General features: G+C 70.3%; 19 protein-coding genes. 6 read left to right on the top strand and 13 right to left on the bottom strand.

What is annotated here, in order from left to right; all coding sequences use genetic code 11:
- Positions 1 to 31 precede the first annotated feature (31 nt).
- The 6 genes from ptsP to AB0N02_RS04435 all read right to left on the bottom strand — a co-directional run bounded on the left by ptsP (position 32) and on the right by AB0N02_RS04435 (position 4,634).
- Entirely contained in the window at positions 32 to 1,714 is a 1,683-nt protein-coding gene (gene ptsP, locus AB0N02_RS04460; RefSeq protein ID WP_363942647.1) for a phosphoenolpyruvate--protein phosphotransferase, read from the bottom strand.
- Positions 1,711 to 1,968, bottom strand: a complete 258-nt coding sequence (locus AB0N02_RS04455) for an HPr family phosphocarrier protein (protein ID WP_363942646.1) — start codon at positions 1,966 to 1,968, stop codon at positions 1,711 to 1,713. Before AB0N02_RS04455 ends, ptsP begins: the two co-directional genes overlap by 4 nt.
- Positions 1,969 to 2,014: 46 nt before the next feature.
- Complete coding sequence (locus tag AB0N02_RS04450; protein WP_363942643.1) at positions 2,015 to 2,653, bottom strand: HAD family phosphatase; 639 nt, start codon at positions 2,651 to 2,653, stop codon at positions 2,015 to 2,017.
- A 160-nt stretch (positions 2,654 to 2,813) separates the two neighbouring features.
- Positions 2,814 to 3,260, bottom strand: a complete 447-nt coding sequence (locus AB0N02_RS04445) for a PTS glucose transporter subunit IIA (RefSeq protein WP_363942640.1) — start codon at positions 3,258 to 3,260, stop codon at positions 2,814 to 2,816.
- Between the two features lie 51 nt (positions 3,261 to 3,311).
- On the bottom strand, positions 3,312 to 3,548 hold the full coding sequence (locus AB0N02_RS04440; protein WP_363942637.1) for a glucose PTS transporter subunit EIIB: 237 nt from the start codon (positions 3,546 to 3,548) through the stop codon (positions 3,312 to 3,314).
- 51 nt (positions 3,549 to 3,599) lie between these two features.
- The gene (locus AB0N02_RS04435) at positions 3,600 to 4,634 is read right to left on the bottom strand and encodes an SIS domain-containing protein (protein ID WP_363942635.1); all 1,035 of its coding nucleotides are present in this window, start codon (positions 4,632 to 4,634) and stop codon (positions 3,600 to 3,602) included.
- A 159-nt stretch (positions 4,635 to 4,793) separates the two neighbouring features.
- Here AB0N02_RS04435 and AB0N02_RS04430 point away from each other — a divergent pair, with 159 nt between their 5' ends.
- From AB0N02_RS04430 to AB0N02_RS04415, 4 genes are all read left to right on the top strand, one after another.
- Positions 4,794 to 5,534: a GntR family transcriptional regulator gene (locus tag AB0N02_RS04430; protein ID WP_363942633.1), complete on the top strand. Its 741-nt coding sequence runs from the start codon at positions 4,794 to 4,796 to the stop codon at positions 5,532 to 5,534.
- Positions 5,535 to 5,571: 37 nt separating this feature from the next.
- Positions 5,572 to 7,113 carry a PTS transporter subunit EIIC gene (locus tag AB0N02_RS04425; protein WP_363942630.1) on the top strand — a complete coding sequence of 514 codons (1,542 nt, stop codon included), beginning with the start codon at positions 5,572 to 5,574 and terminating at the stop codon, positions 7,111 to 7,113.
- 152 nt (positions 7,114 to 7,265) lie between these two features.
- A complete protein-coding gene (locus AB0N02_RS04420; RefSeq protein ID WP_363942628.1) occupies positions 7,266 to 8,597 on the top strand; it encodes a PTS transporter subunit EIIC in 1,332 nt (443 codons plus the stop codon).
- A 217-nt stretch (positions 8,598 to 8,814) separates the two neighbouring features.
- Positions 8,815 to 9,324, top strand: a complete 510-nt coding sequence (locus AB0N02_RS04415) for an Rv3235 family protein (RefSeq protein WP_363942626.1) — start codon at positions 8,815 to 8,817, stop codon at positions 9,322 to 9,324.
- Positions 9,325 to 9,412: 88 nt separating this feature from the next.
- Here AB0N02_RS04415 and secA read toward each other — a convergent pair whose 3' ends face one another.
- A complete protein-coding gene (gene secA / locus AB0N02_RS04410) occupies positions 9,413 to 12,226 on the bottom strand; it encodes a preprotein translocase subunit SecA (protein WP_363942623.1) in 2,814 nt (937 codons plus the stop codon).
- 257 nt (positions 12,227 to 12,483) lie between these two features.
- Here secA and AB0N02_RS04405 point away from each other — a divergent pair, with 257 nt between their 5' ends.
- Together AB0N02_RS04405 and AB0N02_RS04400 are read left to right on the top strand one after the other, a co-directional pair.
- Positions 12,484 to 12,864 carry an HGxxPAAW family protein gene (locus AB0N02_RS04405; protein ID WP_363942621.1) on the top strand — a complete coding sequence of 127 codons (381 nt, stop codon included), beginning with the start codon at positions 12,484 to 12,486 and terminating at the stop codon, positions 12,862 to 12,864.
- Between the two features lie 114 nt (positions 12,865 to 12,978).
- Positions 12,979 to 14,181, top strand: a complete 1,203-nt coding sequence (locus tag AB0N02_RS04400) for a crosslink repair DNA glycosylase YcaQ family protein (protein WP_363942618.1) — start codon at positions 12,979 to 12,981, stop codon at positions 14,179 to 14,181.
- A 209-nt stretch (positions 14,182 to 14,390) separates the two neighbouring features.
- Here AB0N02_RS04400 and AB0N02_RS04395 read toward each other — a convergent pair whose 3' ends face one another.
- The 6 genes from AB0N02_RS04395 to mtrA form a co-directional block, all read right to left on the bottom strand.
- Entirely contained in the window at positions 14,391 to 15,095 is a 705-nt protein-coding gene (locus AB0N02_RS04395; protein ID WP_363942616.1) for a response regulator transcription factor, read from the bottom strand.
- A gap of 94 nt (positions 15,096 to 15,189) precedes the next feature.
- The gene (raiA, locus tag AB0N02_RS04390; protein WP_363942614.1) at positions 15,190 to 15,858 is read right to left on the bottom strand and encodes a ribosome-associated translation inhibitor RaiA; all 669 of its coding nucleotides are present in this window, start codon (positions 15,856 to 15,858) and stop codon (positions 15,190 to 15,192) included.
- A gap of 520 nt (positions 15,859 to 16,378) precedes the next feature.
- Positions 16,379 to 17,083 (bottom strand): phosphoribosyltransferase family protein, encoded by a 705-nt coding sequence (locus AB0N02_RS04385; RefSeq protein ID WP_363942612.1) that lies wholly within the window; start codon positions 17,081 to 17,083, stop codon positions 16,379 to 16,381.
- A gap of 183 nt (positions 17,084 to 17,266) precedes the next feature.
- Positions 17,267 to 18,979 (bottom strand): LpqB family beta-propeller domain-containing protein, encoded by a 1,713-nt coding sequence (locus tag AB0N02_RS04380; protein ID WP_363943419.1) that lies wholly within the window; start codon positions 18,977 to 18,979, stop codon positions 17,267 to 17,269.
- A gap of 28 nt (positions 18,980 to 19,007) precedes the next feature.
- On the bottom strand, positions 19,008 to 20,744 hold the full coding sequence (gene mtrB / locus AB0N02_RS04375; RefSeq protein WP_363942610.1) for an MtrAB system histidine kinase MtrB: 1,737 nt from the start codon (positions 20,742 to 20,744) through the stop codon (positions 19,008 to 19,010).
- Between the two features lie 28 nt (positions 20,745 to 20,772).
- Positions 20,773 to 21,450, bottom strand: a complete 678-nt coding sequence (gene mtrA / locus AB0N02_RS04370) for an MtrAB system response regulator MtrA (protein WP_012888151.1) — start codon at positions 21,448 to 21,450, stop codon at positions 20,773 to 20,775.
- Positions 21,451 to 21,515 lie beyond the last annotated feature (65 nt).

Raw genomic sequence — 21,515 nt, 5'->3', positions numbered from 1 at the left:
CCCCCGGCGACGGTTCCCGGCGGCCCGGCTCTCACAGGGCCAGCCCGGCCAGCCCCGGCAGGTGCGCGCGGGCCGCGGCCCTGGCCTCCACCGGAGAGACCTCGGCCAGCGCCGCCTGCGCGGCCAGGATGCACTGGTCTCGGGTGTGCAGCGACAGCGCGGCCCGTACGGCGGGCAGCGCGGGAGGAGCCATCGACAGCGACGTGGCGCCGAGCCCGACCAGCACGCAGGCCATGACGGGATCGCCGGCCGCCTCCCCGCAGACCCCGCACGCCCTGCCGTGCTCGGCGGCACCGGCGACGGCCAGCGCGACGAGGTCGAGCAGCGCGGGCTGCCAGGGGTCCTGCAACGCGGTCAGCGCGCCCCCCTCCCGGTCGGCCGCGAAGGTGTACTGGGCCAGGTCGTTGCTCCCGATCGAGAAGAAGTCGGCCTCCCCCGCCAGGTCGGCGGCCCGCAGGGCGGCCGACGGGATCTCGATCATCACCCCGGCCGACGGGAGTCCCGCGTCCTCGCAGGCCGCCACGTACCAGGCGGTCTCCTCCACGGTGGCCACCATCGGGGCCATCACCTGGAGCTTGGCCGACGACCTGGCCGCCGCCCGGGCCAGGGCGCGGAGCTGGACGTTCATGATTTCCGGATATTTCTTGTAAAGCCGTATTCCGCGTAGCCCGAGTGCCGGGTTGGGCTCCCGGCCCGGGGGCGGCAGGAAGCCCAGCGGCTTGTCGGCCCCCGCGTCGAGCGTCCGCACCACCACCTGCCCGCCGGGGAAGGCCTTGAGCACCTCCATGTACGCCACCAGCTGCTCCTCCTCGGCGGGTGCCGACGTACGGTCGAGGAAGAGGAACTCGGTGCGGTAGAGCCCGACGCCCTCGGCCCCGAACCGCAGCGCGCCGTCCAGGTCGCGCGGCCCGCCGATGTTGGCCAGCAGCGGCACGGCGTGCCCGTCGGAGGTCGTCCCGGGCCCGGTGGCCGCCGCGAGCACGGCCTGCCTGGCGGCGGCGGCCCGCGTCACCGTGGTCACCTCCTCCTCCGAGGGGGCGAGCCGTACGAAACCGGTGGAGCCGTCGACCAGCACCAGGGTGCCCGCGGCGATGGAGGCCGCTCCCGCGCAGGCCACGACGGCGGGGATGCCCATCGTGCGGGCGAGGATCGCGGTGTGGCTGGTCGGCCCGCCCTCCTCGGTGACGAAGGCGGCGACCACGTCCTTGGACAGCGCCGCGGTGTCGGCGGGCGCCAGGTCACGGGCGATGAGGACGTACGGCCGCGCCCCCTTGGCCGGCAGGCCGGAGGGGGGCAGGTCCTCCAGCACCGCGACGACCCGGTCCCGCACGTCGTCCAGGTCGGCGGCGCGCTCCCCGAGGTATCCACCGGCCCCGACGAGCATCTCGCGGTAGGCGCCGAACCCCTCGTAGACGGCCCGGGCGGCGGTGGCACCCGTGTCGATCAGCTCCGCCACGCCGACGGCCAGACCGGGGTCCCGCGCCATCAGGGCCTGGGCCTTGAGGATCTCCTGGGCCTGGCCTCCGGCCCTGATCCCCCGTTCCTCCAGGTCCGCGGCGACCTGTTCCAGCGCCCGGGTGGCCCTGACACGCTCCGCCCCGGCGTCGCCCTGGTGGCGCGCGCCGGGATCGGGCACGGGGACATCACGTGAGAAGACGTATCCGGGTCCGAACCCGACGCCTGGACTCACGCCCATCCCCGTGAGCGTGTTCATGGGGCCGATGCGATGAGTGCAAGCTCGTCCAGTAGCTCGTCGGCCCCCTCGCCCTCCGCTTTGATCACTACGGTGTCACCCTGCCTGACGTCCAGCGAGAGGACCGCGAGAATGCTCTTCGCGTTCACCGGCTGGCCGTTTCCCTTGGAGACGGTGATGTCCAGGGAAGCCTTCGCCGCGGTCTGCACGAACGTCGCGGCGGGACGGGCGTGCAGGCCGACCTCGGACTCAACGGTGACTTGGCGCTCGGCCACGTGCTCCTCCTGCAAGAGTCAGCCCGGGCGGTCTAGACCGCCCGGCTCATCGAATGATGGATGGAGGCCAGTCGACCTCGGTCAGGTCGGTGACCACGAGATCCGCCTCGGCCAGCTCCGGGTCCGTGTGGGTTGTCGCTATGCCCACGCATGTCATACCCGCCGCTTTGGCCGCCGCAATCCCGGCGATCGAATCCTCGAAGGCGACGCAGCGCGCCGGATCCACGGCCAGCCGCGCCGCCGCCAGCAGGAACCCCTCCGGGTCCGGCTTGCCCACCGTGACGTCCTGGGCGGAGACGACGGTCCACACCAGGTCGCGCACCCCGACCTCGGCGAGCCGCTTCTCCGCCCAGTCCCGGGAGGCCGAGGTGACGACGGCGATCGACGATCCGTACTCGGCGACCCTGCGGACCAGGTCGGCGGCGCCGAGCACCGGTTCGACCTCGGGCAGTCCCGGGTCGTTGTGGAAGGAGACGACCTCGTCGATGAGGTCGTCGATCCGCTTGCCGGGGAACAGTTCGGCCCGCTCCGCCAGGACGTCGCGTCCCCGCCGCCCGATGAACCCGCGGAGCAGTCCCCCGTCACGGCTCACCCCGTGCCTGTCGAGCAGCCTGGCCCACACCGCCTGGCTCCGGAGTTCGGTGTTGATGAGTGTGCCGTCCAGATCGAACAGCGCAGCATCCATGATCGTCCCGTCTCGAGATCGATTTTCCCCTCACCGGCCACGCGCCGCGCGAAGGACCCACGTCCCGCGTAGGTTCCGCGTCCCCACGAAAATCTCATGTGGTCCCGCGTCCTCGCCGGGGTTCCGCGCCTCCGCGAAGGTCGCACGTCCGGCGAGGGGCTCACGCCCACCGGAAGAGCTCGTCTCCCGCTCTCACCTGACCCTCGGCGATCCTGGTGACGGCCTCCTTGACCGCGTCGAGTGCCACGACCGGGCAGACGGGACAACGCCCACCCGCCTCGACCTCGGCCGGATTCCAGGCGACCACGGGCTGACCCGCGCGCACCCGGTCCCCTTCGGACGCGAGCAACTCGAAACCCTCGCCCTTGAGCTGGACGGTGTCGATGCCCAGATGGACCAGGACGCCCCGGCCGTCGTCGCCGACGACGACGAAGGCGTGCGGATGCAGCTTCACGATCTTACCGGCGATGGGTGCGACCGCCCTGCCGGGCTCCCTCATCGGCTCTATCGCCAGTCCGGGGCCGACGATGCCCTCGGAGAACACCGGGTCGGGCACTGCCACGAGGCCCACCGCCGCCCCCGCTACCGGGGCCAGAACCGTGGTCATCACACCCCCTCGCTCCTCGCCCGGCAGGGCGGGGACGGCCCGGCGCTCTCGTCAGCCGATGATGTCCTCGATGTCGCTGGCGATCGTGTCCGCCTCCGGGCCCACGACCACCTGGACGATGTTGCCCGCGGCCATCACACCGTGCGCGCCGGCCGCCCGCAGGGCCGCCTTATCGACCTTCGCCGCATCGCGCACCTCGGTACGGAGCCGGGTGATGCACGGCTCGATCTCGATGATGTTCTCCGCACCACCGAGTCCAGCGATGATCGCGCCAGCGTCAGCCGCCATGTCATCCTCCAGTCGTCATCGTCTCTGACCAGGCTAAAGGACGCGAGAGGATCAATCGGTCTGAGTCACCTTGTTGAGACCGCGGGGAGCGTCGGGGTCGATGCCGAGCCTGCGCGCGAGGGCCTCGGTCAGCAGCTGGCCCGGCACGATGAGGGCGAGCGGGGCGACCCACTCGGGCAGGTCGGGGCCGTTCAGCGCGGCGGTGGAGACTGAGGAGAGCGCGGTGCCGCCGCCGACGGTGAAGGCGGAGGCCCCCGCGCCGGTGACCCGCTCGGCGAGCGCCACGGTCCCGGCCAGGGTCGGGCCCTCGCCCGCCGCGACCAGGATGGCCGGGGTGTCCTCGTCGACCACGGCGATCGGCCCGTGCAGCAGGTCCGCGTAGGACAGGCCCATGGCGTGCAGGTAGCACGCCTCCTTCAGCTTGAGCGCCAGCTCCAGCGCGGTGGAGAAGACCAGTCCCCGGCCGGAGACCACGACGCCAGGCTTGTCGGCCAGGCCCTCGACGATCTGCTCCAGGTCGCCCGGCTCCGCGATCAGCTTCTCCACGGCGTCCGGCACCCGCTGCAGGTCGGCGGCGTCGACGTCGGCGCCCAGGCCGAGACCGAGCACCGCGAGCGCGGCGAGCTGGGTGGTGTAGGTCTTGGTCGCGGGAACGGCCTTCTCCTCACCCGCGAGCGTGCACAGGGCCAGGTCCGCGGCCTGGGCGAGGGGGCTCTGCTCGCCGCCGTTGGTGATGGCCACGGTGCTGGCGCCGCAGTCCTTGGCCCAGGCGAGGGTCTCGACGATCTCCTCGGTCCTGCCCGACTGGGAGAGCGCGACGGCCAGCACCCCGTCGAGGTCCACCTTGCGCTTGTAGGTGGTGGCGATCGAGGGCGCGGCGAGGGTCGACAGACGGCCCGCATGTGCTTCGGCGAGATAACGGCCGTAGACTGCGGCATTGTCGGAGGTACCGCGGGCGATGAACAGTAGTTGGCGCGTCTGCCCCGCGAGCCGCTCGACCTCCCCGACCCTGGGGAGCAGGGCGTCCAGCGTGGCTCGCAACGCGGCGGGCTGCTCAGCGATCTCGCTGCGCATCTTGGTCGTCATCTCGCGCTCACCCTTCGTTCGGACTGACGAGATCGGGCCGTTATCGATCCGTCGCCGGTCCGTACATTGACACCCTTTTCCGGCCTGTGGTCTAGTCCGGACTAGACCAGTACGAACCATAACTCATCAGTACATCCCAGATCGAGAGGGGAGGATCCCGTGGCCCAGATCGATCCGGACAGCCCAGTGCCCAAGTATTTTCAGCTTCGCGAGATCCTGCTCGACCTCATCGAGAGCAACGAACTGGCGATCGGCGCGGCGATCCCGTCCGAACGCGAGCTCTGCCAGCGCTTCGAGCTGTCCCGCATGACGGTACGGCAGGCGGTCGATCACCTGGTCTCCGAGGGCAGGCTGCAGCGCGTCGCGGGCAAGGGCACCTTCGTGGCCCGGCCCAAGATCGAGATGTCCCTCAGGCTGACCTCCTTCAGCGACGAGATGCGCGCCCGCGGCATGGAGCCCGGCTCCCGCGACCTGGACCGCCGGGTGGTCAGGGCCAGCGCGCACCTCGCCCGTGAGCTCGGCATCCAGCCGGGTGACGAGGTCCACTTCATCGAACGGCTGCGCACCGCGGCCGACGAGCCCATGTGCATCGAGCGGGCCCACATCCCGGTCTCCCTCGCGCCCGACCTCGACACCCACGACCTGACGGGCCGCTCCCTCTATGCTCTGCTCGAAAGCCGCTACGGACTGATCCTGGACGCGGGCGAGCTGACCATCGACGGCGGAATCGCCGACCCCGGCGACGCCGACCTACTGAAGCTGCCACGCGGCGGCGCCGTCCTGCTGCTCCAGCGGCGTTCCTTCGCCGGGGGCGTCTGCGCCGAGCTCGGGGTCTCCACCTACCGGGCCGACCGCTACCAGCTCCGTGCGGCACTGGAGACACCGGCGCGCCGTACCTGACCTCCTCCCTCCCCCAGCCCCCCTGGAGGAAAGCCCGATGAGTTCCCCTCCGGCGGACGCGACCTTATCCACCGCGCCCTCGACCGGGTCCGCCGTGATGGGCGTGCTCCAGCGTCTGGGACGTTCCCTCATGCTGCCGATCGCCGTCCTGCCCGCCGCGGGCCTGCTGCAACGGCTCGGGCAGGACGACCTCGTCGGCCGCACGGACAACCCCGTGCTCGACGACGTCGCCCACGTCCTGGCCACCGCGGGCGGCACCCTCTTCGACAACCTGCCGGTGCTGTTCGCGGTCGGGGTGGCGATCGGGTTCGCCCGCAAGGCCGACGGCTCGACCGCTCTCGCCGCGCTCGTGGGATACCTGGTCTTCCACGCGGTCAGCATGACCATGTTCTTCGACCTGTTCGATCCCGAGCTGAAGAAGACGATCTCCAAGGAGATCTTCAACCCGGCCCACCCCACCGTCCCCGACGTGGTGATCAACCTCGGCTCGCAGAACCCGACCCGGGTGCTCGGCGGCGTCGTCATGGGCCTGGCCGCCGCGCTGCTGTGGCAGCGGTTCTACCGGACCAAGCTGCCGACCTGGCTGGCCTTCTTCAGCGGGCGCCGCCTGGTGCCGATCATCACCGCCTTCGCGGGCATGGTCATCGGGGTGTGCTTCGGGTTCGTCTGGCCGCTCATCGGCAACCTGGTGGGCCTGTTCGGCAACTGGCTCGGCGCCCACAGCATCGTGGGCGCCGGCATCTACGGCATGCTCAACCGCGCGCTGCTCCCGCTGGGGCTGCACCACATCGTCAACAACGTGGTCTGGACCCAGGTGCCGAGCTGCGTGGTCAACGGCAAACAGCTCGCCGGGGACCTGATCTGCTTCAACAACGGCGCCCCCGGCTACGGCGGCTTCGAGGCGGGCCTGTACCCGGTGCTGATGTTCGGCCTGCCCGCCGCGGCGATCGCGATCTGGCGGGCCGCGCCGCCGCACCGCCGCACCGCGGTCGGCTCGATCATGATCTCCGCGGCGCTCACCGCCTTCCTGACCGGCATCACCGAGCCGATCGAGTTCGCCTTCGTCTTCGTGGCGCCGATCCTGTTCGTGGTGCACATCGTCCTGACCGGCGTCTCCCTCGCGATCGCCTCCGCGCTGGGCGCCAAGCTCGCCTTCACCTTCTCCTCCGGACTGATCGACCTCGGCCTGTACGGCACCGCCCCCAACGCCAGCGGCGTCCCGATCATCATCGTGATGGGCCTGATCTACGCGGTGATCTACTACACCGTGTTCAGCTTCCTGATCAGGAAGCTGAACATCATGACACCGGGCCGGGAGCCGGAGCCCGACGTCGACTCCGGTCACTCCGGCGACCCCGCGGAGCCTGCCGGAACCGCCGGATCCTCGGAACCCGCGGGAACCGCGAGGTCCCCCGAGCCCGCGAAATCCTCCGACCCCGCGGAACCCGCCGGGACCGCTGGAACCGCCGGGACCGCGACACTCACGGCCCCCACCGAGGCCGGGAAGACTACGGAGACCACGAAGGCTTCGGGGACCGCGGAGGCTTCGGAGGCGGCCGGGCCCGGCGCCCCGGCCTGATCCACCCCCGCCTGATCCATCCCGGGCCGCCGTATGCCCGCCCTATGGCCGCCGTGTGCCCGCGACGCCCGCTGGTAGGCCTGCCGTGTATCCACGACGCCCGGTGGTAGATACCAACCATCCCCCTGCCGCGACACGCAGGGGGTTCGGTGATGGGCACGACGGCCGTGGAGCATCGCCGGTGGTGGTCGCCGGGCCTGGCGATCCTCCAGCGTGTCGGGCGGTCGCTCATGATGCCCATCGCGGTGCTCCCCGCCGCCGGGCTCCTGCTCAGGTTCGGCCAGGACGATCTGCTCGGACGGACGGACAACCGCTTCCTCGACCAGGTGGCCGGCGTCTTCGCCGCCGCGGGCGGGGCTCTGTTCGACAACCTGCCGCTGCTGTTCGCGATCGGGGTGGCGATCGGGTTCGCCCGAAGGGCCGACGGTTCGACCGCGCTCGCCGCGCTCGTCGGTTACCTGGTCTTCGACCGGGTCACCAGGACCCTGTTCTTCAGCTCCGCCCCGTCCTCCGAGGTCTACAAGAAGATCGCGCTGACGGTCGTCGGGCCGGAGGGGAAGCCCGTGTCCGCGCTCAACCTCGGTGTCCAGAACCCCACCGGAGTGCTGGGGGGCATCGTCATCGGCATCGTCGCCGCCCTGCTCTGGGGACGGTACTACCGGATCAAGCTGCCCGCCTGGCTGGCCTTCTTCGGCGGCCGCCGGTTCGTCCCGATCGTCACCGCGGTCGCCGCGATGATGCTCGGCGTGGTCTTCGGCCTGCTCTGGCGGCCGGTGGGCGACTGGCTGGCGAGCGTCGGCGACTGGCTGGCCGCCCACGGCACCGCGGGTGCGGGCATCTACGGCGTGGCCAACCGCCTGCTCATCCCGATCGGCCTGCACCACTTCCTGAACACGATCGTCTGGTTCACCCTCCCGGAGTGCCACGCCGGGGTGGAGGGCGCGACCAAGAACGCCGCCGGCGACCTGAACTGCTACTTCGCCGGAGAGCAGGGCGCCGGGATCTTCATGACCGGGTTCTTCCCGGTCATGATGTTCGGCCTGCTCGGCGCCGCCATCGCGATGTGGCGCGCCACCCCGTGGCAGAAGCGGGCGAGCGTGGGCAGCATCATGCTCTCGGCCGGCCTCACCTCGTTCGTGACCGGCATCACCGAACCGCTGGAGTTCGCCTTCATCTTCGTGGCGCCCGTGCTGTTCGCGGTGCACGCGCTCCTCACCGGCATATCGATGGCCCTGATGGCCGAGCTGGGGGCCAGGCTCGGGTTCACCTTCTCCGGGGGCGCCATCGACATGCTCCTCAACGCCGGCAAGGCCAACACCCAGAGACTCGGCCTGATCATCGTCTTCGGCCTGGTCTACTTCGTCGTCTACTACCTGGTGTTCACCGTCCTGATCAGGAAACTGGACCTGGCCACCCCCGGCCGTGAACGCGAGGACGCCGACTCCCCGTCCTCCGGTACGGCCACCGCCCCGCCCACCCCGTGAGCGGCGTCCCCCGATCGGGGTTTCGGCCGTGCCCCGGGAGCGGGAAGGTGCGCCGCAACCCGCCGGAATCGGGGAGCGGCCACCCCAGCTTGGGGTGATCTTCTCCGCTTAGCCGGGCGAACCACCGCGGATCACGGAGAAGTTGGTGGCCGACGTATCCGGATAATGGGCCGGAAACTCCTGGTGATGTCACTCCCCGACAAGAACCGGAGTCCCCATGCCCCGCCCCTCACGACCGGTGCCGCTCCCCCGTCTCGCCCCGACCCCGGCGGCCGAGCCTCCCTACGACGACGAGCGGCCGCCCTCGGACGCCCCCGCCGCCCCGCCGTACGTCCAGGGGACGCTCGCCCTCGCCCTCGCCCTCGACCCCGTGGAGCCCGAGGCCCGGCGTCCGCTGATCTGGGGGCCGCCCGGGGCCGTCCCCGACGAGCGGCGGCTGCGGGCCCTCGCCCAGGCCGTCACCGAGATCCTGGCGGGCAGGAGGCCTCCCGCGAGCGTCTCCTCCCACCTGACCGGCCGGGCCCAGGCCGAGCTGGTCAGGAGTGGAAAGATCATGAACTGCGCGCGGCCGCCGCTGGTCGGCACCCCGCACGTGTCCCAGCCGGGGGACGGGGTGGTGGAGATGTGCGTCCTGGTGCACTGCGGCGACCGGTCGCGCGTGCTGGCCCTGAGGCTGGAACGCAAGGGCGTGCAGTGGCTGTGCACGGACTTCGAGACGACTCCCTGACCGGCGCCGTGCCGCGGGAAAGACCGAGAGCCGGGAAAGGCCGAGGGCCCGCACGATCCGTGCGGGCCCTCGGGTCACGACGGCGTGATCAGACCTCGACGTTCTTCGGGTCACCGTGGCAGCGCTTGTACTTCTTGCCCGAACCGCAGGGGCACGGGGCGTTGCGCTCGACGTTGCCGTAGGCGTCGCGCTCCGCCTTGCTGCTGACCCTGGTGTGCTCGACTTCGCCGCTCTCACCGGGCGCGCTGTACTCCAGCTCGGAGGGACGCTGCGGGCCGCGCAGGCCGCGGGCGATGATGGAGCGGGTCTCCGAGATCGCCTCGTCCTCGTGCTCGTGGTCGTGGTCGTGGTCGTGCTCCTCGACGATCGGGTTGGTCTGCACCTCGACCTCGAGGTTGAACAGATAACCGACCGACTCCTCCTTGATGCCGTCGAGCATCTGGGAGAACATCTCGAAGCCCTCGCGCTGGTACTCGATCAGCGGGTCGCGCTGGGCCATCGCGCGCAGGCCGATGCCCTCCTGGAGGTAGTCCATCTCGTAGAGGTGCTCGCGCCACTTGCGGTCCAGGACCGACAGGATGACCCTGCGCTCCAGCTCCCGCATGGTCTCGGCGCCCAGCTCCTCCTCGCGGCGGTCGTAGGCGGCCATCGCGTCGGCCTTGACCCGCTCGGCGAGGAACTCGGCGGTGAGCTCCTCTCGGCCGCCCGCCTCCTCGAGGAGCGTGTCCAGGCCGAGGCTGAACGGGTAGAGCTGGCCGAGCGCCTTCCACAGCTTGTCGAGGTCCCACTCCTCGGCGAAGCCCTCGGCGGTGGCGCCCGCGATGTACTCGTCGATCACGTCGTTGATGAAGCCGCGGATCTGCTCGTGCAGGTCGGCGCCCTCAAGCACCCGGTGACGCTCGGCGTAGATCACCTTGCGCTGCCGGTTCATGACCTCGTCGTACTTCAGAACGTTCTTGCGGATCTCGAAGTTCTGCTGCTCGACCTGGTGCTGGGCGGAGGCGATGGCCTTGGAGACGATGCCGGACTCGATGGGGACGTCGTCCGGGATGTTCAGCCGCGTCATGATCATCTCGACCCTGGCCGAGTTGAACAGCCGCATGAGGTCGTCCTCGAGCGAGAGGTAGAAGCGCGACTCGCCCGGGTCGCCCTGACGGCCCGACCGGCCGCGGAGCTGGTTGTCGATGCGCCGCGACTCGTGCCGCTCGGTTCCCAGCACGTAGAGGCCGCCGAGCTCGGTGACCTCGTCGTGCTCGGTCTTCACGGCCTCCTTGGCCTTCTCCAGCGCCTCGCCCCAGGCCTTCTCGTACTCCTCCGGGGTCTCGACGGGGTCGAGGCCGCGGTTGCGCAGCTCCAGGTCCGCCCGGAAGTCGGGGTTGCCGCCGAGCATGATGTCGGTGCCTCGACCGGCCATGTTGGTGGCGACGGTGACGGCGTGCTTGCGACCGGCCTCGGCGACGATCGCCGCCTCACGGGCGTGGTTCTTGGCGTTGAGGACCTCGTGCTTGACGCCCTTGCGCTTGAGCTCCTTGGCCAGGCGCTCGGACTTGGCGACGCTGGTGGTGCCGACGAGGACCGGCTGGCCCCTCTCGTAGCGCTCCTTGATGTCCTCGACACAGGCCTGGAACTTGGCATCCTCGGACTTGTAGACCACGTCGGCCTGGTCCTTGCGGATCATCGGCCGGTTCGTCGGGATCGGGACGACGCCGAGCTTGTAGGTCTGGTGGAACTCGTTGGCCTCGGTGGCCGCGGTGCCGGTCATGCCGGACAGCGTGCTGTAGAGGCGGAAGTAGTTCTGCAGCGTGATCGTGGCGAGAGTCTGGTTCTCGTCCTTGATCTTCACGCCTTCCTTCGCCTCGATGGCCTGGTGCATGCCCTCGTTGTAGCGGCGGCCGTGCAGGACTCGACCGGTGAACTCGTCGACGATCAGGACCTCGCCCTCGACGACGATGTAGTCCTTGTCCTTCTTGTAGAGCTCCTTGGCCTTCAGCGCGTTGTTGAGGAAGCCGACCAGGTGGGTGTGCTCGGGCTTGTAGAGGTTGTCGATCCCGAGCCAGTCCTCGACCTTCTCGACGCCCGACTCGAAGATGCCCACGGTGCGCTTCTTCTCGTCGACGGAGTAGTCGCCGGTGTTCTCCTCGCCGTCCTTGCCCTCGGTGCCCCTGCGGAGACGGGGAACGATCTTGGCGAACTCGGCGTACCACTTGCCGGACTGCTCGCCGGGGCCGGAGATGATCAGCGGCGTCCTGGCCTCGTCGATGAGGATGGAGTCCACCTCGTCGACGATGCCGAAGTTGTGACCGCGCTGGACGCACTCCTCCAGCGACCAGGCCATGTTGTCGCGCAGGTAGTCGAAGCCGAACTCGTTGTTCGTGCCGTAGGTGATGTCGGCGTTGTAGTGCTTGCGGCGCTCCTCCGGCGGCATGTTCGCCAGGATCACGCCGACCTCGAGGCCGAGGAAGCGGTGGATGCGGCCCATCTCGTCGGCGTCACGCTTGGCCAGGTAGTCGTTGACCGTGATGACGTGGACGCCCTTGCCGGAGATGGCGTTGAGATAGGCGGGCAGCGTGCAGGTAAGGGTCTTGCCCTCGCCGGTGCGCATCTCGGAGATGTTGCCCATGTGCAGGTTGGCCCCGCCCATGATCTGCACGTCGAAGTGACGCTTGCCCAGCACGCGCTTGGAGGCCTCGCGCACGGTGGCGAAGGCCTCGGGAAGCAGATCGTCGAGAGACTCGCCGTCGGCGTGGCGCTGCTTGTACTCGGCGGTGAGCGCGCGAAGCTCGGCGTCGGTCAGGCTCGTGAAGTCGTCCTCAATGGAGTTGACCTGGTCGGCGATCCGCTTGAGCTTACGCAGAAGCTTGCCTTCGCCTGCGCGAAGAATCTTGTCGAGAAAGGCTGGCACTTTAGGTAAGGCTCCTCGCAGGTCTTCCGTGGCCGGACGGCCCCGGATGAGGACGAGACATGGTTCTCCGCTGCCATCGTAGGCGGTTCTACCACCGGACACAGCCACCCTGAAAGACGCTCTTCGTGTCCGCAGAGTTCCCAGGACCCTTTTCGTAGAGACTAGTGCTCACCTTAAAGGGTATGTCGGTTTGCGCGTGCTTATAACGGCGTGCAGGAGTGTCGGCGCGTCGTGAACCGGAAGGAGAACGCCCGCCAATGACGGACGACGGATCTCAGGCGGGCTCCGGCGCCCCGGAGGGCGTACGGGCGCGACACGACCCGCGAGGTCACGGGGACGGCGACCGGGGCGGTCACGGGGGCGGGCATGGGGGCAGGGCCTCGTCGTGGCTGACGGTGACCGTGCTCGTGCTCGGTTTCGCCATCGGCGGAGCCGGCCTGTGCGCCGGCCCGGACTGGTTCCTGTTCGGCACCGGGGCGACCGTCTGCGTCATGGGCGGGATCCTCCTTCTCACCTTCCGGGTCTTCCAGGACGTCGTCGTGGAGGCCCCGCGCTCGCCGTACGGGCTCCGGGAGGTCCACGGGCCGGACGGTCCGCGCGGACGGCGGGAGGCAGGGTTCCGGGGCCTGCCCGGATGACGCCGAAAACACCGGCGTAGCGTTTTCGTCGGTGTGGAACGCTAGCCTCTGCGTCATGCTGACGCCCTTCTCCTCTCCGGCATTCCCGGCCTCCCCGGCCCGGCCCGCGCTGCCATGACGCCTCCCGGTCCCGACACGACGCTCACCCTCTCCGCCGACGAGGCGCGACGGATCATCCTGCGCGCCCAGGGCCTGCTCGGCTCCCAGGCCCGCCGCGGCGGCGCCGAGGCCGCCCTGCGCCGTCTCGGAGCGGTCCAGCTCGACACGATCTCCGTCCTGGCCCGTTCCCACGAGCTCGTCGCCTACGCCCGCCTCGGCGCCGTCGACAGGCGGAAGGTGGAGCGGGCCTACTGGGACACCCCGGCCCGCTCCTTCGAATACTGGTGCCACGCCGCCTGCATCCTGCCGATCGACGACTGGCCCCTCTACGCCTTCCGCCGCAGATACTTCCGCGCCAGGAAGTACCGCTGGCACGACCTTCCCGGCGACGTCGACAAGGTGCTGGAGCGGGTGCGCGAGAGCGGCCCCGTGACCACCTCCGACATCGGAGGCGCCAAGAACGGCGGGGCCTGGTGGGACTGGTCCGCCTCGAAGGTCGCCATCGAGTGGCTGCTGGACACCGGCGAGGTCGTGTGCACCCGCCGTACCGGCTGGCGCCGCGTCTACGACCTGACCGAGCGCGCGGTCCCGGCCCACCTGCTGGCCGAGGACCTCTCCGACGCCGAATGCGTCACCCGCCTGGCCGGGATCGCGGGCCGCGCCCTCGGCGTGGCCACCCGCGCCGACCTCGTCGACTTCCTCCGCCTCCGGGGTCCGGAGACCGCCGTGCTGGACGGGGTGCTGCTCGACGGCTCCGCGGGCCTCGTCCCGGTGCGGGTCTCCGGCTGGCCGGAGCGCGCCGCGAGCGCCTGGGCCGACCCCGCCGCCCTGGAGTCGGAGCCCCGGGGACGGCACCGGACGACGCCGCTGTCCCCGTTCGACTCCCTCGTCTGGGACCGCGCCCGCACCGCACGCGTGTTCGGCTTCAACCACCGCCTGGAGGCCTACGTTCCCAAGGACAAGCGCGTCCACGGTTACTTCACGATGCCGGTGCTCGCCGGAGGGCGGCTGATAGGCCGGATCGACCCCGCCCGCGAGGGCTCGACCCTGGTCGGGCGTCAGGTCGGCGTCGAAGACGGCGTCAACCGGCGCAAGGCGGTCGAGGCGCTGGCCGACGCCCTCTGGGAGGCGGCGAGCTGGGTGGGCTGCGACGACGTCCGCGTCGAGCGCGTCGACCCGTCCGTGGCCGCGCCCCTGCGGGAGGCCCTGGCCCGCTGATCTCCGCCCCGCGGCGGGGCGGACGTGACCGGGCTCGGGCCCCCTCCGCCCGGCGCCCGCGCGGGGCGGGTCCCGCCCGGATGCGGAGCCGGGATGTGAAGCCGGGATGCGGAGCCGGGTGTGGCGGCCGGGGACACCGGTCGCCGCACCCGGGACGCGGGATGAATCGTTCCAGCCGGTCCGGCCGGCGAGTCATCCCGCCCGGACCGTCAGGTGATCTCGAGCATCCGCTCGCGGACCGCGTAGACCACCGCTTCCATCCGGGAGTGGAGCTGCAACTTGTCCAGGATGTTGCGGACGTGGTTCTTCACGGTGTTCTCCGAGATGAACAGCTGCTTGGCGATCTCCCGGTTGTTCATGCCCTTGGCGACCAGGCGGAGCACCTCCATCTCCCGCTCCGTCAGACGCGGAACGGGGAGCTGGGGCGGCCGCTCGGCCTCCTTGCGGCTCATGTTGGCGAACTCGGTGATGAGTTTGGCCGCCATCGCCGGGTTGATCAGCGACTGTCCCTCGTGAACCCCGCGCACGGCCTCGGGGACCTCGTCGAGCTGCACGTTCTTCAGCAGGTAGCCGGTGGCACCCGCCTTGATCGCCTCGAAGAGGTCCTCCTCCTCGTCGCTCACCGTGAGCATGATGATCCGTGTGCTCGGCACCGAGGCCTTGATCTCACGAGCGGCCTCGATGCCGCTCCTGCGGGGCATCCGGACGTCCATGAGCATGACGTCCGGGGTGAGGCGGTCGGCAAGCTCGACCGCCTCCTGCCCGTCGCTCGCCTCGCCGACCACCTCGATGTCCGCCTCAGCGGTGAGCGCCATCTCCAGGCTTCGGCGGATCAACGCGTGATCGTCGACGATCAGCACGCGGATCGGGTCGCCTCGCCTGGCAGGGCGGGTCGCCTCGTCGGGTTCCGTCACGCCTCCTCCTCGGGGGGCCAGAGCCGTTGGACCGCCATGATTTCACGGGTTTCAGGTCCTAGGGGTGGTCGGAGAGGATCTTCGAACGTTCCCGTCAGGGTTCGACGAGTCGCAGCACGCCGTAGTCGTAGCCTCGCCGGAGGTAAACGACGCTCGGCTGTCCGCTCTCCTTGTCGCGGAACAGATAGAAGTCGTGCCCGACCAGCTCCATCTCCAGGAGCGCCTGGTCGATGGTCATCGGATCGGCCTTGTGGGACTTCTCACGGACAACCAGCGGGCCGTCGCCGTCCATCTGGATGGGGACGATGGTCTTGTCCTCGGAGTGATCCGCGGTGCTCTCGCGCCTGGCCGCGGGCTTGCCGACGGGTTCGAGGCGCACCTGCGCGGCGTCGGCCTCGAAGGTCTCGGCGAGCGCGGTCGCGGTGAGCTCCGCGACAGAAGGGGGACAGTGGTTGCCGTGGTGGATCTTGCGTCGGTCGGCGAGTCGCCGGAGTCTTCCCTCGAGCTTCCCGAGCGCCATGTCGAGTGCGGCGAAACGGTCGTCGGCCGCGGCTTCGGCTCGTACGGCGGGGCCTCGCGAGTGGATGGTGAGCTCGACCCGCTCACGCGGTCCGTTGATGCGCCCGTTGGTCTCCCTGGTCACCTCCACATCGACGCTGATGAGTTTGTGGTCCAGACGCTCGATCCTGGCCAGCTTGGTCGTCACGTGGTCGCGGAATCGGTCACTCACTCCGGTGTGCCGACCCTTGACGATGATTTCCATGCACAGCCCCCCTTCGAACCTCGACGGTGGTACAACGGCACCCGCTCGGCCGACCTGGTCTTCGTCCCCACATCCGCCTGCTGAGGGTTTCGCAGCTCTTTGCCACTACATGCCCTTCTCTTCTGGCAAGGAACATCTGGCTCCTTGGGAAGGCAGGTCTTACCTCTAAGCCGCACCGTGATCGATCGACGAAAAGTCGTCTTACGTGGACCGTTTAGCCTGCGGCTGGCATCGGCTAGCCATGCCGGCTCCCTTTCGGGAGTCGGTCCGGCGCAACCACGGACCCGAGCGGGTGCCATGGCTCAGACGCTATCCGCATCGCGGCCGAATGTCAGCCTTGAGGCTGAGCGAAAGATCACTTTGCGTGACCTTTTCCAAGAGAAAACGGTGACGGAGAGCAGTTCTTCGGAGGGGATGTATCCCTATATATGAGCACCCATCATCCTCAACGACCAGCGACAAGGTGTCCTAGAGGAGAGAGAGGCATTACTCGGCGGCGGCGACCCGTCGCACCCGTCAATCACTCTCCGTGATTGTCAAGAATCCGACCTCTTCGGCGTGTCGCGGCAATCGTGGCGGCGAGCGGAACCTCCCACCCGGCCTCGCGCAGCGCCCTGGCCGCCTCGGCGAGCGTCGCCCCCGTGGTGACGATGTCGTCAACCAGCACAACCACCCCTGAGCCGCCCCAGGATCCCGGCACAGCCCCTTTTCCGCCGCGCGCGACGCCGAATGCCCGAGCCAGGTTCTCGGCTCTCTCGGGCGAGCTCAGCCCCGCCTGGTCGGCGACGCGGCGGCGGTGGACGAGGCTCCTGTCGACCCTCGTCGGCCACCCGGCCGCGTGGAGGCAGACGGCCGCCAGCTCCGCGAGCGCGCCGACCGGATCGTGCCCGCGCCGTCTGAGGGCGGAGCGGGCGCCGGGCACCGGGACGAGGACGACCGGCCGCTCCCCCGCCGCGGCCGCGACGGCGAGCGCCAGCGCCCCGGCCAGCGGGCGGGCCAGGGCCGTACGGCCGCGCTCCTTGTAGGCGACGATCGCCCGCCGCGCGGCGGTGGTGTAGGGGGTCGCCGACCAGCACTCGGGCAGGCCGGGCGGGGACGGGTCGGGCATCCTGCGCGCGGGCTCCCCGTGCAGCCCCGCCGTACAGGAGGGGCAGAGCGGGGCGCCGGGCGCGTCGCACCCGGCACAGCGGGGCGGCAGGACCAGGTCGAGCAGAGCGGTCGGCACGTCCCCACGGTGCCAGGCGCCACTGACAAACCACCGCCGACAAACCACCGCCGGCAAACCACCGCCGACGAACCACCGCCGGAGAGCTCACCGGCCCGGAACCGGGCACCCGGCGATCCCGCCGGAGGACGGAGCCCGCCCCGGGGACGGGCACCACCGGCGAACCGCGCCGGAGGGCTCGGTTCAGCCCAGGGGGTAGGCCGGGGCGGACGGGCCGTGGTCGGCGAAGTCCGTCGAGCCGTTCTCGTTCTTGACGCGGGGCTCCCACTTGGAGCTGGTCCAGTAGAGGATCTGCCGCTTGCCGTCCTCCTCGGCCCCGGCCAGCAGGGAGCCGTCCAGGGCCGTGATGCTCTTGATCCGGGAGTCGGAGGGCAGGGACGTGGGCTCGTGGATGAGCGAGGCCTCCAGCAGGCCGGACTTGCCGGTCAGGACGTAGAGGGTCTTGCTGTCCTTCCAGGCGATGTCCCTGATCGTCTGTTTGCCGTCCGAGGGCACGACCAGCTGCAGGTTGGCGATGCGGGTCGTGTCCCCCTGGCGGACGATCGTCCCGATCTTGACCTGCTCGCCCAGCCCGTCCTTCACGGCCACCGCGACGTGCACCCCGTCCCGCGCGACCTTGAGCGAGCTGACGTAGACCGTCTCCAGGTCGGGAGCGGAGACCGGATGCCTCTGCCCGCCCTCGGTGAGCCGGATCACCTTCGAGGTGTGGTCGTCGATCCGGTCCACCGTCCACAGCGACTGGTAGCGGTCCCAGCACGGCGTGGAGAGGGAGGTTCCGGTGAACCACCGCTGCCACTCGCCGCCCGTGGCCAGCGGCGCGACGGAGACGACCCTGCCGCGCTCCGACAGCGCCGCCACCTGCGCGTGGGCGCTGATCGCCGGATCGGTCCTGGTGCCGTCCTTCTGACCGGCCCCGCCGAGCACGGGCTGGCCGGTGTTCTCCTTGCCCAGCAGCCACAGCGCGTCGTCGGCCAGGTAGTACGGGTGGATGTCGCCGGGGGCCATCCACGGGTCGAAGGCCGCCTGCTCCTGGGCGTCGACCGTGAGCGGGTTGTCGGTGTAGTAGGGCTCGCCCCCCACCCTGACCTCGAAGCCCCAGCCGCCCTTGGTGAGCCCGGCGAGCGTCCCGGCGAGCTGGGCCGACATCGGCTCGACGAGGTCGGGGGCCACCCGGTTGCTCAGGTCGACGACGACGCGGTTGTTCTCCGTGGTGACGTCGATGAGCCGGGTGCCGTCGAAGGCCGATCTCACCGCGTCCCTGAGCGAGCTGCTCGGGCCCTTGAGCAGCCGTTCGACGGTCGTCTTGGCGAAGTTGGAGGTGGGGTCGATCGGCACCCTGACCTGGTCGACCACCAGGCCCTTCAGCTCGGTGTCGAGGAAGTACAGGTCCACCTTGAGGTAGGCGCGCTCGGCGTCGGCCTCCGACAGCAGCAGCCCCGGCGGCGCGGCGTTGATCCGCCATCCGTTCGGCCCCTTGACCAGGGTGAAGGGCTCATTCAGCTGGCCGCCGCTGGTCCGGTAGCGGCCGTCCTGGTCGATGAGCGCCGTGATGGTGCCCTTCAGGGTCACCCGGGTGTCCCTGGGGCCCTCCTGCACGGACGGCGGCTCGCCCTGCTTGTAGACCGTCACCCCGCTCTGCGGGTCCCACGTCTTGGCGAACGCGTCGGTGAGGTACTGGCGCGCCACCTCCCGCCGCGGGTCGTCGACGCTCGCCATCGCGGCGCGGAAGCCGGCGACGACCTTCTCCGCCGACCAGTCGGCGCTCGGCGGCACCGCGATCACCCGCGCGTACGGGTCGCCCAGCGGGTTGCCCTTGCGCCCGTTCTCGACGGCGACGCCCCTGACCCCGACGGGTATGACGGAGCAGGCCGTCACCGCACAGGCCAGCGCGGCCATGAGGGCCACGCCGACGCTCCTTCGCGTCCTAGTCCGCATCGCGCCCCCCGTCGGCCGCCGCCGGTGACAGCACCGGCGTCATCTGCCCCCGCCACGTCCGCCGCATCTCCACCTCCGGCGGCACCAGCGGCAGCGGCGACCCCCGCAGCGGCGACCCCGCGACCCTGGGCAGCGAGAGCCGGAACTGCGAGCCCTCCCCGTGCGCCCCCCACGCCTGGAGCCAGCCGCCGTGCAGCATCGCGTCCTCCCTGGAGATCGCCAGGCCCAGGCCCGTACCGCCGATCGTCCGCGCGCGGGAGGGGTCGGCCCGCCAGAAGCGGTCGAAGACCATGTTCTCCTCGCCCGGTTTCAGGCCCACCCCGTGGTCGCGCACGGCGACCGCGACCGCGTCGCGGTCGGCCCCGACGGAGACGACGATGTCACGGCCCTCGCCGTGCTCGATCGCGTTGAACAGCAGGTTGCGCAGGATGCGCTCGACCCGGCGGCTGTCCATCTCGGCCATGCAGGGGTCGCCGGGCAGGCGCAGGTCGAAGCGGGTCGAGTGGCGCTCGGCCAGCGCCTCCGAGTCGGCGACCGCGCGCAGCACCACGTCCCTGACGTCGACCGGCTCGACGTCCAGCTCCGCGGCGCCGGCGTCGTAGCGGCTGATCTCCAGCAGGTCGGCGAGCATCGACTCGAACCGGTTCAGCTGGTTCTGCATCAGCTCGGCCGAGCGCGCGGCCATCGGATCGAAGTCCTCGCGGGCGTCATAGAGCAGGTCGGCGGCCATCCGGACGGTGGTCAGCGGGGTGCGCAGCTCGTGCGAGACGTCGGAGACGAACTGCCGCTGGAGGTGGGAGAGCTCCTCCAGCTGGTGGATCTTCAGCGCCAGCTTGGCGGCCATCTCGTTGAAGGAGGCGGCCAGGCGGGCCAGGTCGTCCTCCCCGCGGACCTTCAGCCGCTCGTCCAGGTGACCGGCGGCGAGGCGCTCGGCGGCCTGGCGGGCCAGCCGTACGGGGGTGACCACCTGGCGGGTGACCAGCGAGGAGATGGCGGCCAGCAGCAGCACCAGCGCGACGCCGACGAGGATGAGCATCTGCCGGACCGAGGTGAGGTTCTTCTCCTCCTCCTCCATCGGGACCAGGTGGTAGATCTCGTATCCGTCGTCCAGCCCGGTCCCCGAGGTGTCGAGACGGGTACCGATCACCAGGCCCCGCACCGGCTCGGACCTGCCCTCGTAGCGCAGGTTCCAGTACTGGGCGCTGTCCTCGCCCGCGGGCTTCTTCAGCACGTCCTCGCGCAGCTTCGGCGGGATGCTCGCCTGGTCGATGTTGGTGGTGCCGTAGAACTCCCCCGGCCGGTTCTCGTTACGGATGATCACCGAGTATCTCGCCGCTGACCCGGCCCGCCCCGCGAGCGCGGCGACCGCCTGGCCGAGCAGGCTGTCCAGGCTCGGCGCGGATCCCTGTCCCGGGTCGGGCGACGACTTCGGGGTCTCACCGTCCTGCTGGATCAGGTAGGTGAGCACCGCCTTGCGGTCGGCCTGCGCCTCGCTCCTGGCCGCGCGGTCCCTCGCCCCGAGCGTGGTCGTGATGATCGACTGCATGAGGAAGACACCGAGCACGGCGACGACCGCGATGGAGATGACCATCGTGCTGGTGACCACGCGCAGTTGCAGGGAGCGCCGCCAGACCCGGCGCACGCCGCCCACGACGCGGCGGGCCCGTCGCCGGACCCCCCGCACCAGCTGGGGCAGGGTGCGGCGGCGCTTCTTCGGTGTGGGCATGTCGGGGTCCCCGGGGAGCCGCGCAGGCTCAGGCCGGACCGGCCTTGTAGCCGACTCCTCTGACGGTCACCACGATCTCGGGGTGCTCGGGGTCCTTTTCGATCTTGGCTCGGAGCCGCTGGACGTGCACGTTGACCAGGCGGGTGTCGGCCGCGTGACGGTAGCCCCAGACCTGTTCGAGCAGCACCTCCCGGGTGAAGACCTGGCGCGGCTTGCGGGCCAGGGCCACCAGCAGGTCGAACTCCAGCGGGGTGAGGTTGATGGTCTCCTCGTCGCGCTTGACCGAGTGGCCGGCCACGTCGATGGTGATGTCGCCGATCTGCAGGATCTCCGGCGTCGGCTCGTCGGTGCGGCGCAGCCGGGCCCGGACGCGGGCCACGAGCTCCTTGGGCTTGAACGGCTTGACGATGTAGTCGTCCGCCCCCGACTCCAGGCCGAGCACCACGTCGATGGTGTCGCTCTTGGCCGTCAGCATGACGATCGGCACACCGGACTCGGCGCGGATGCGGCGGCAGACGTCGATGCCGTCGGCGCCGGGCAGCATCAGGTCGAGCAGCACCAGGTCCGGCCGGGTGTCACGGAACGCGTCGAGTGCCTTGTCCCCGTCGGAGACGAAGGAGGGCTCGAAGCCCTCCCCGCGCAGCACGATGCCGAGCATCTCGGCGAGAGCGGCGTCGTCGTCAACGACCAGCACGCGTCCTTTCATGGCCCCTCATTCGTTTTACGCAGTTTGGGAGTTTTTGGGGTAAACGGCACGGCTGTCGAAGATTA

The organism is Streptosporangium sp. NPDC051022, from assembly GCF_040683035.1.
Classification (GTDB): domain Bacteria; phylum Actinomycetota; class Actinomycetes; order Streptosporangiales; family Streptosporangiaceae; genus Streptosporangium.
This window is presented reverse-complemented; position numbering and strand designations above follow the sequence as displayed.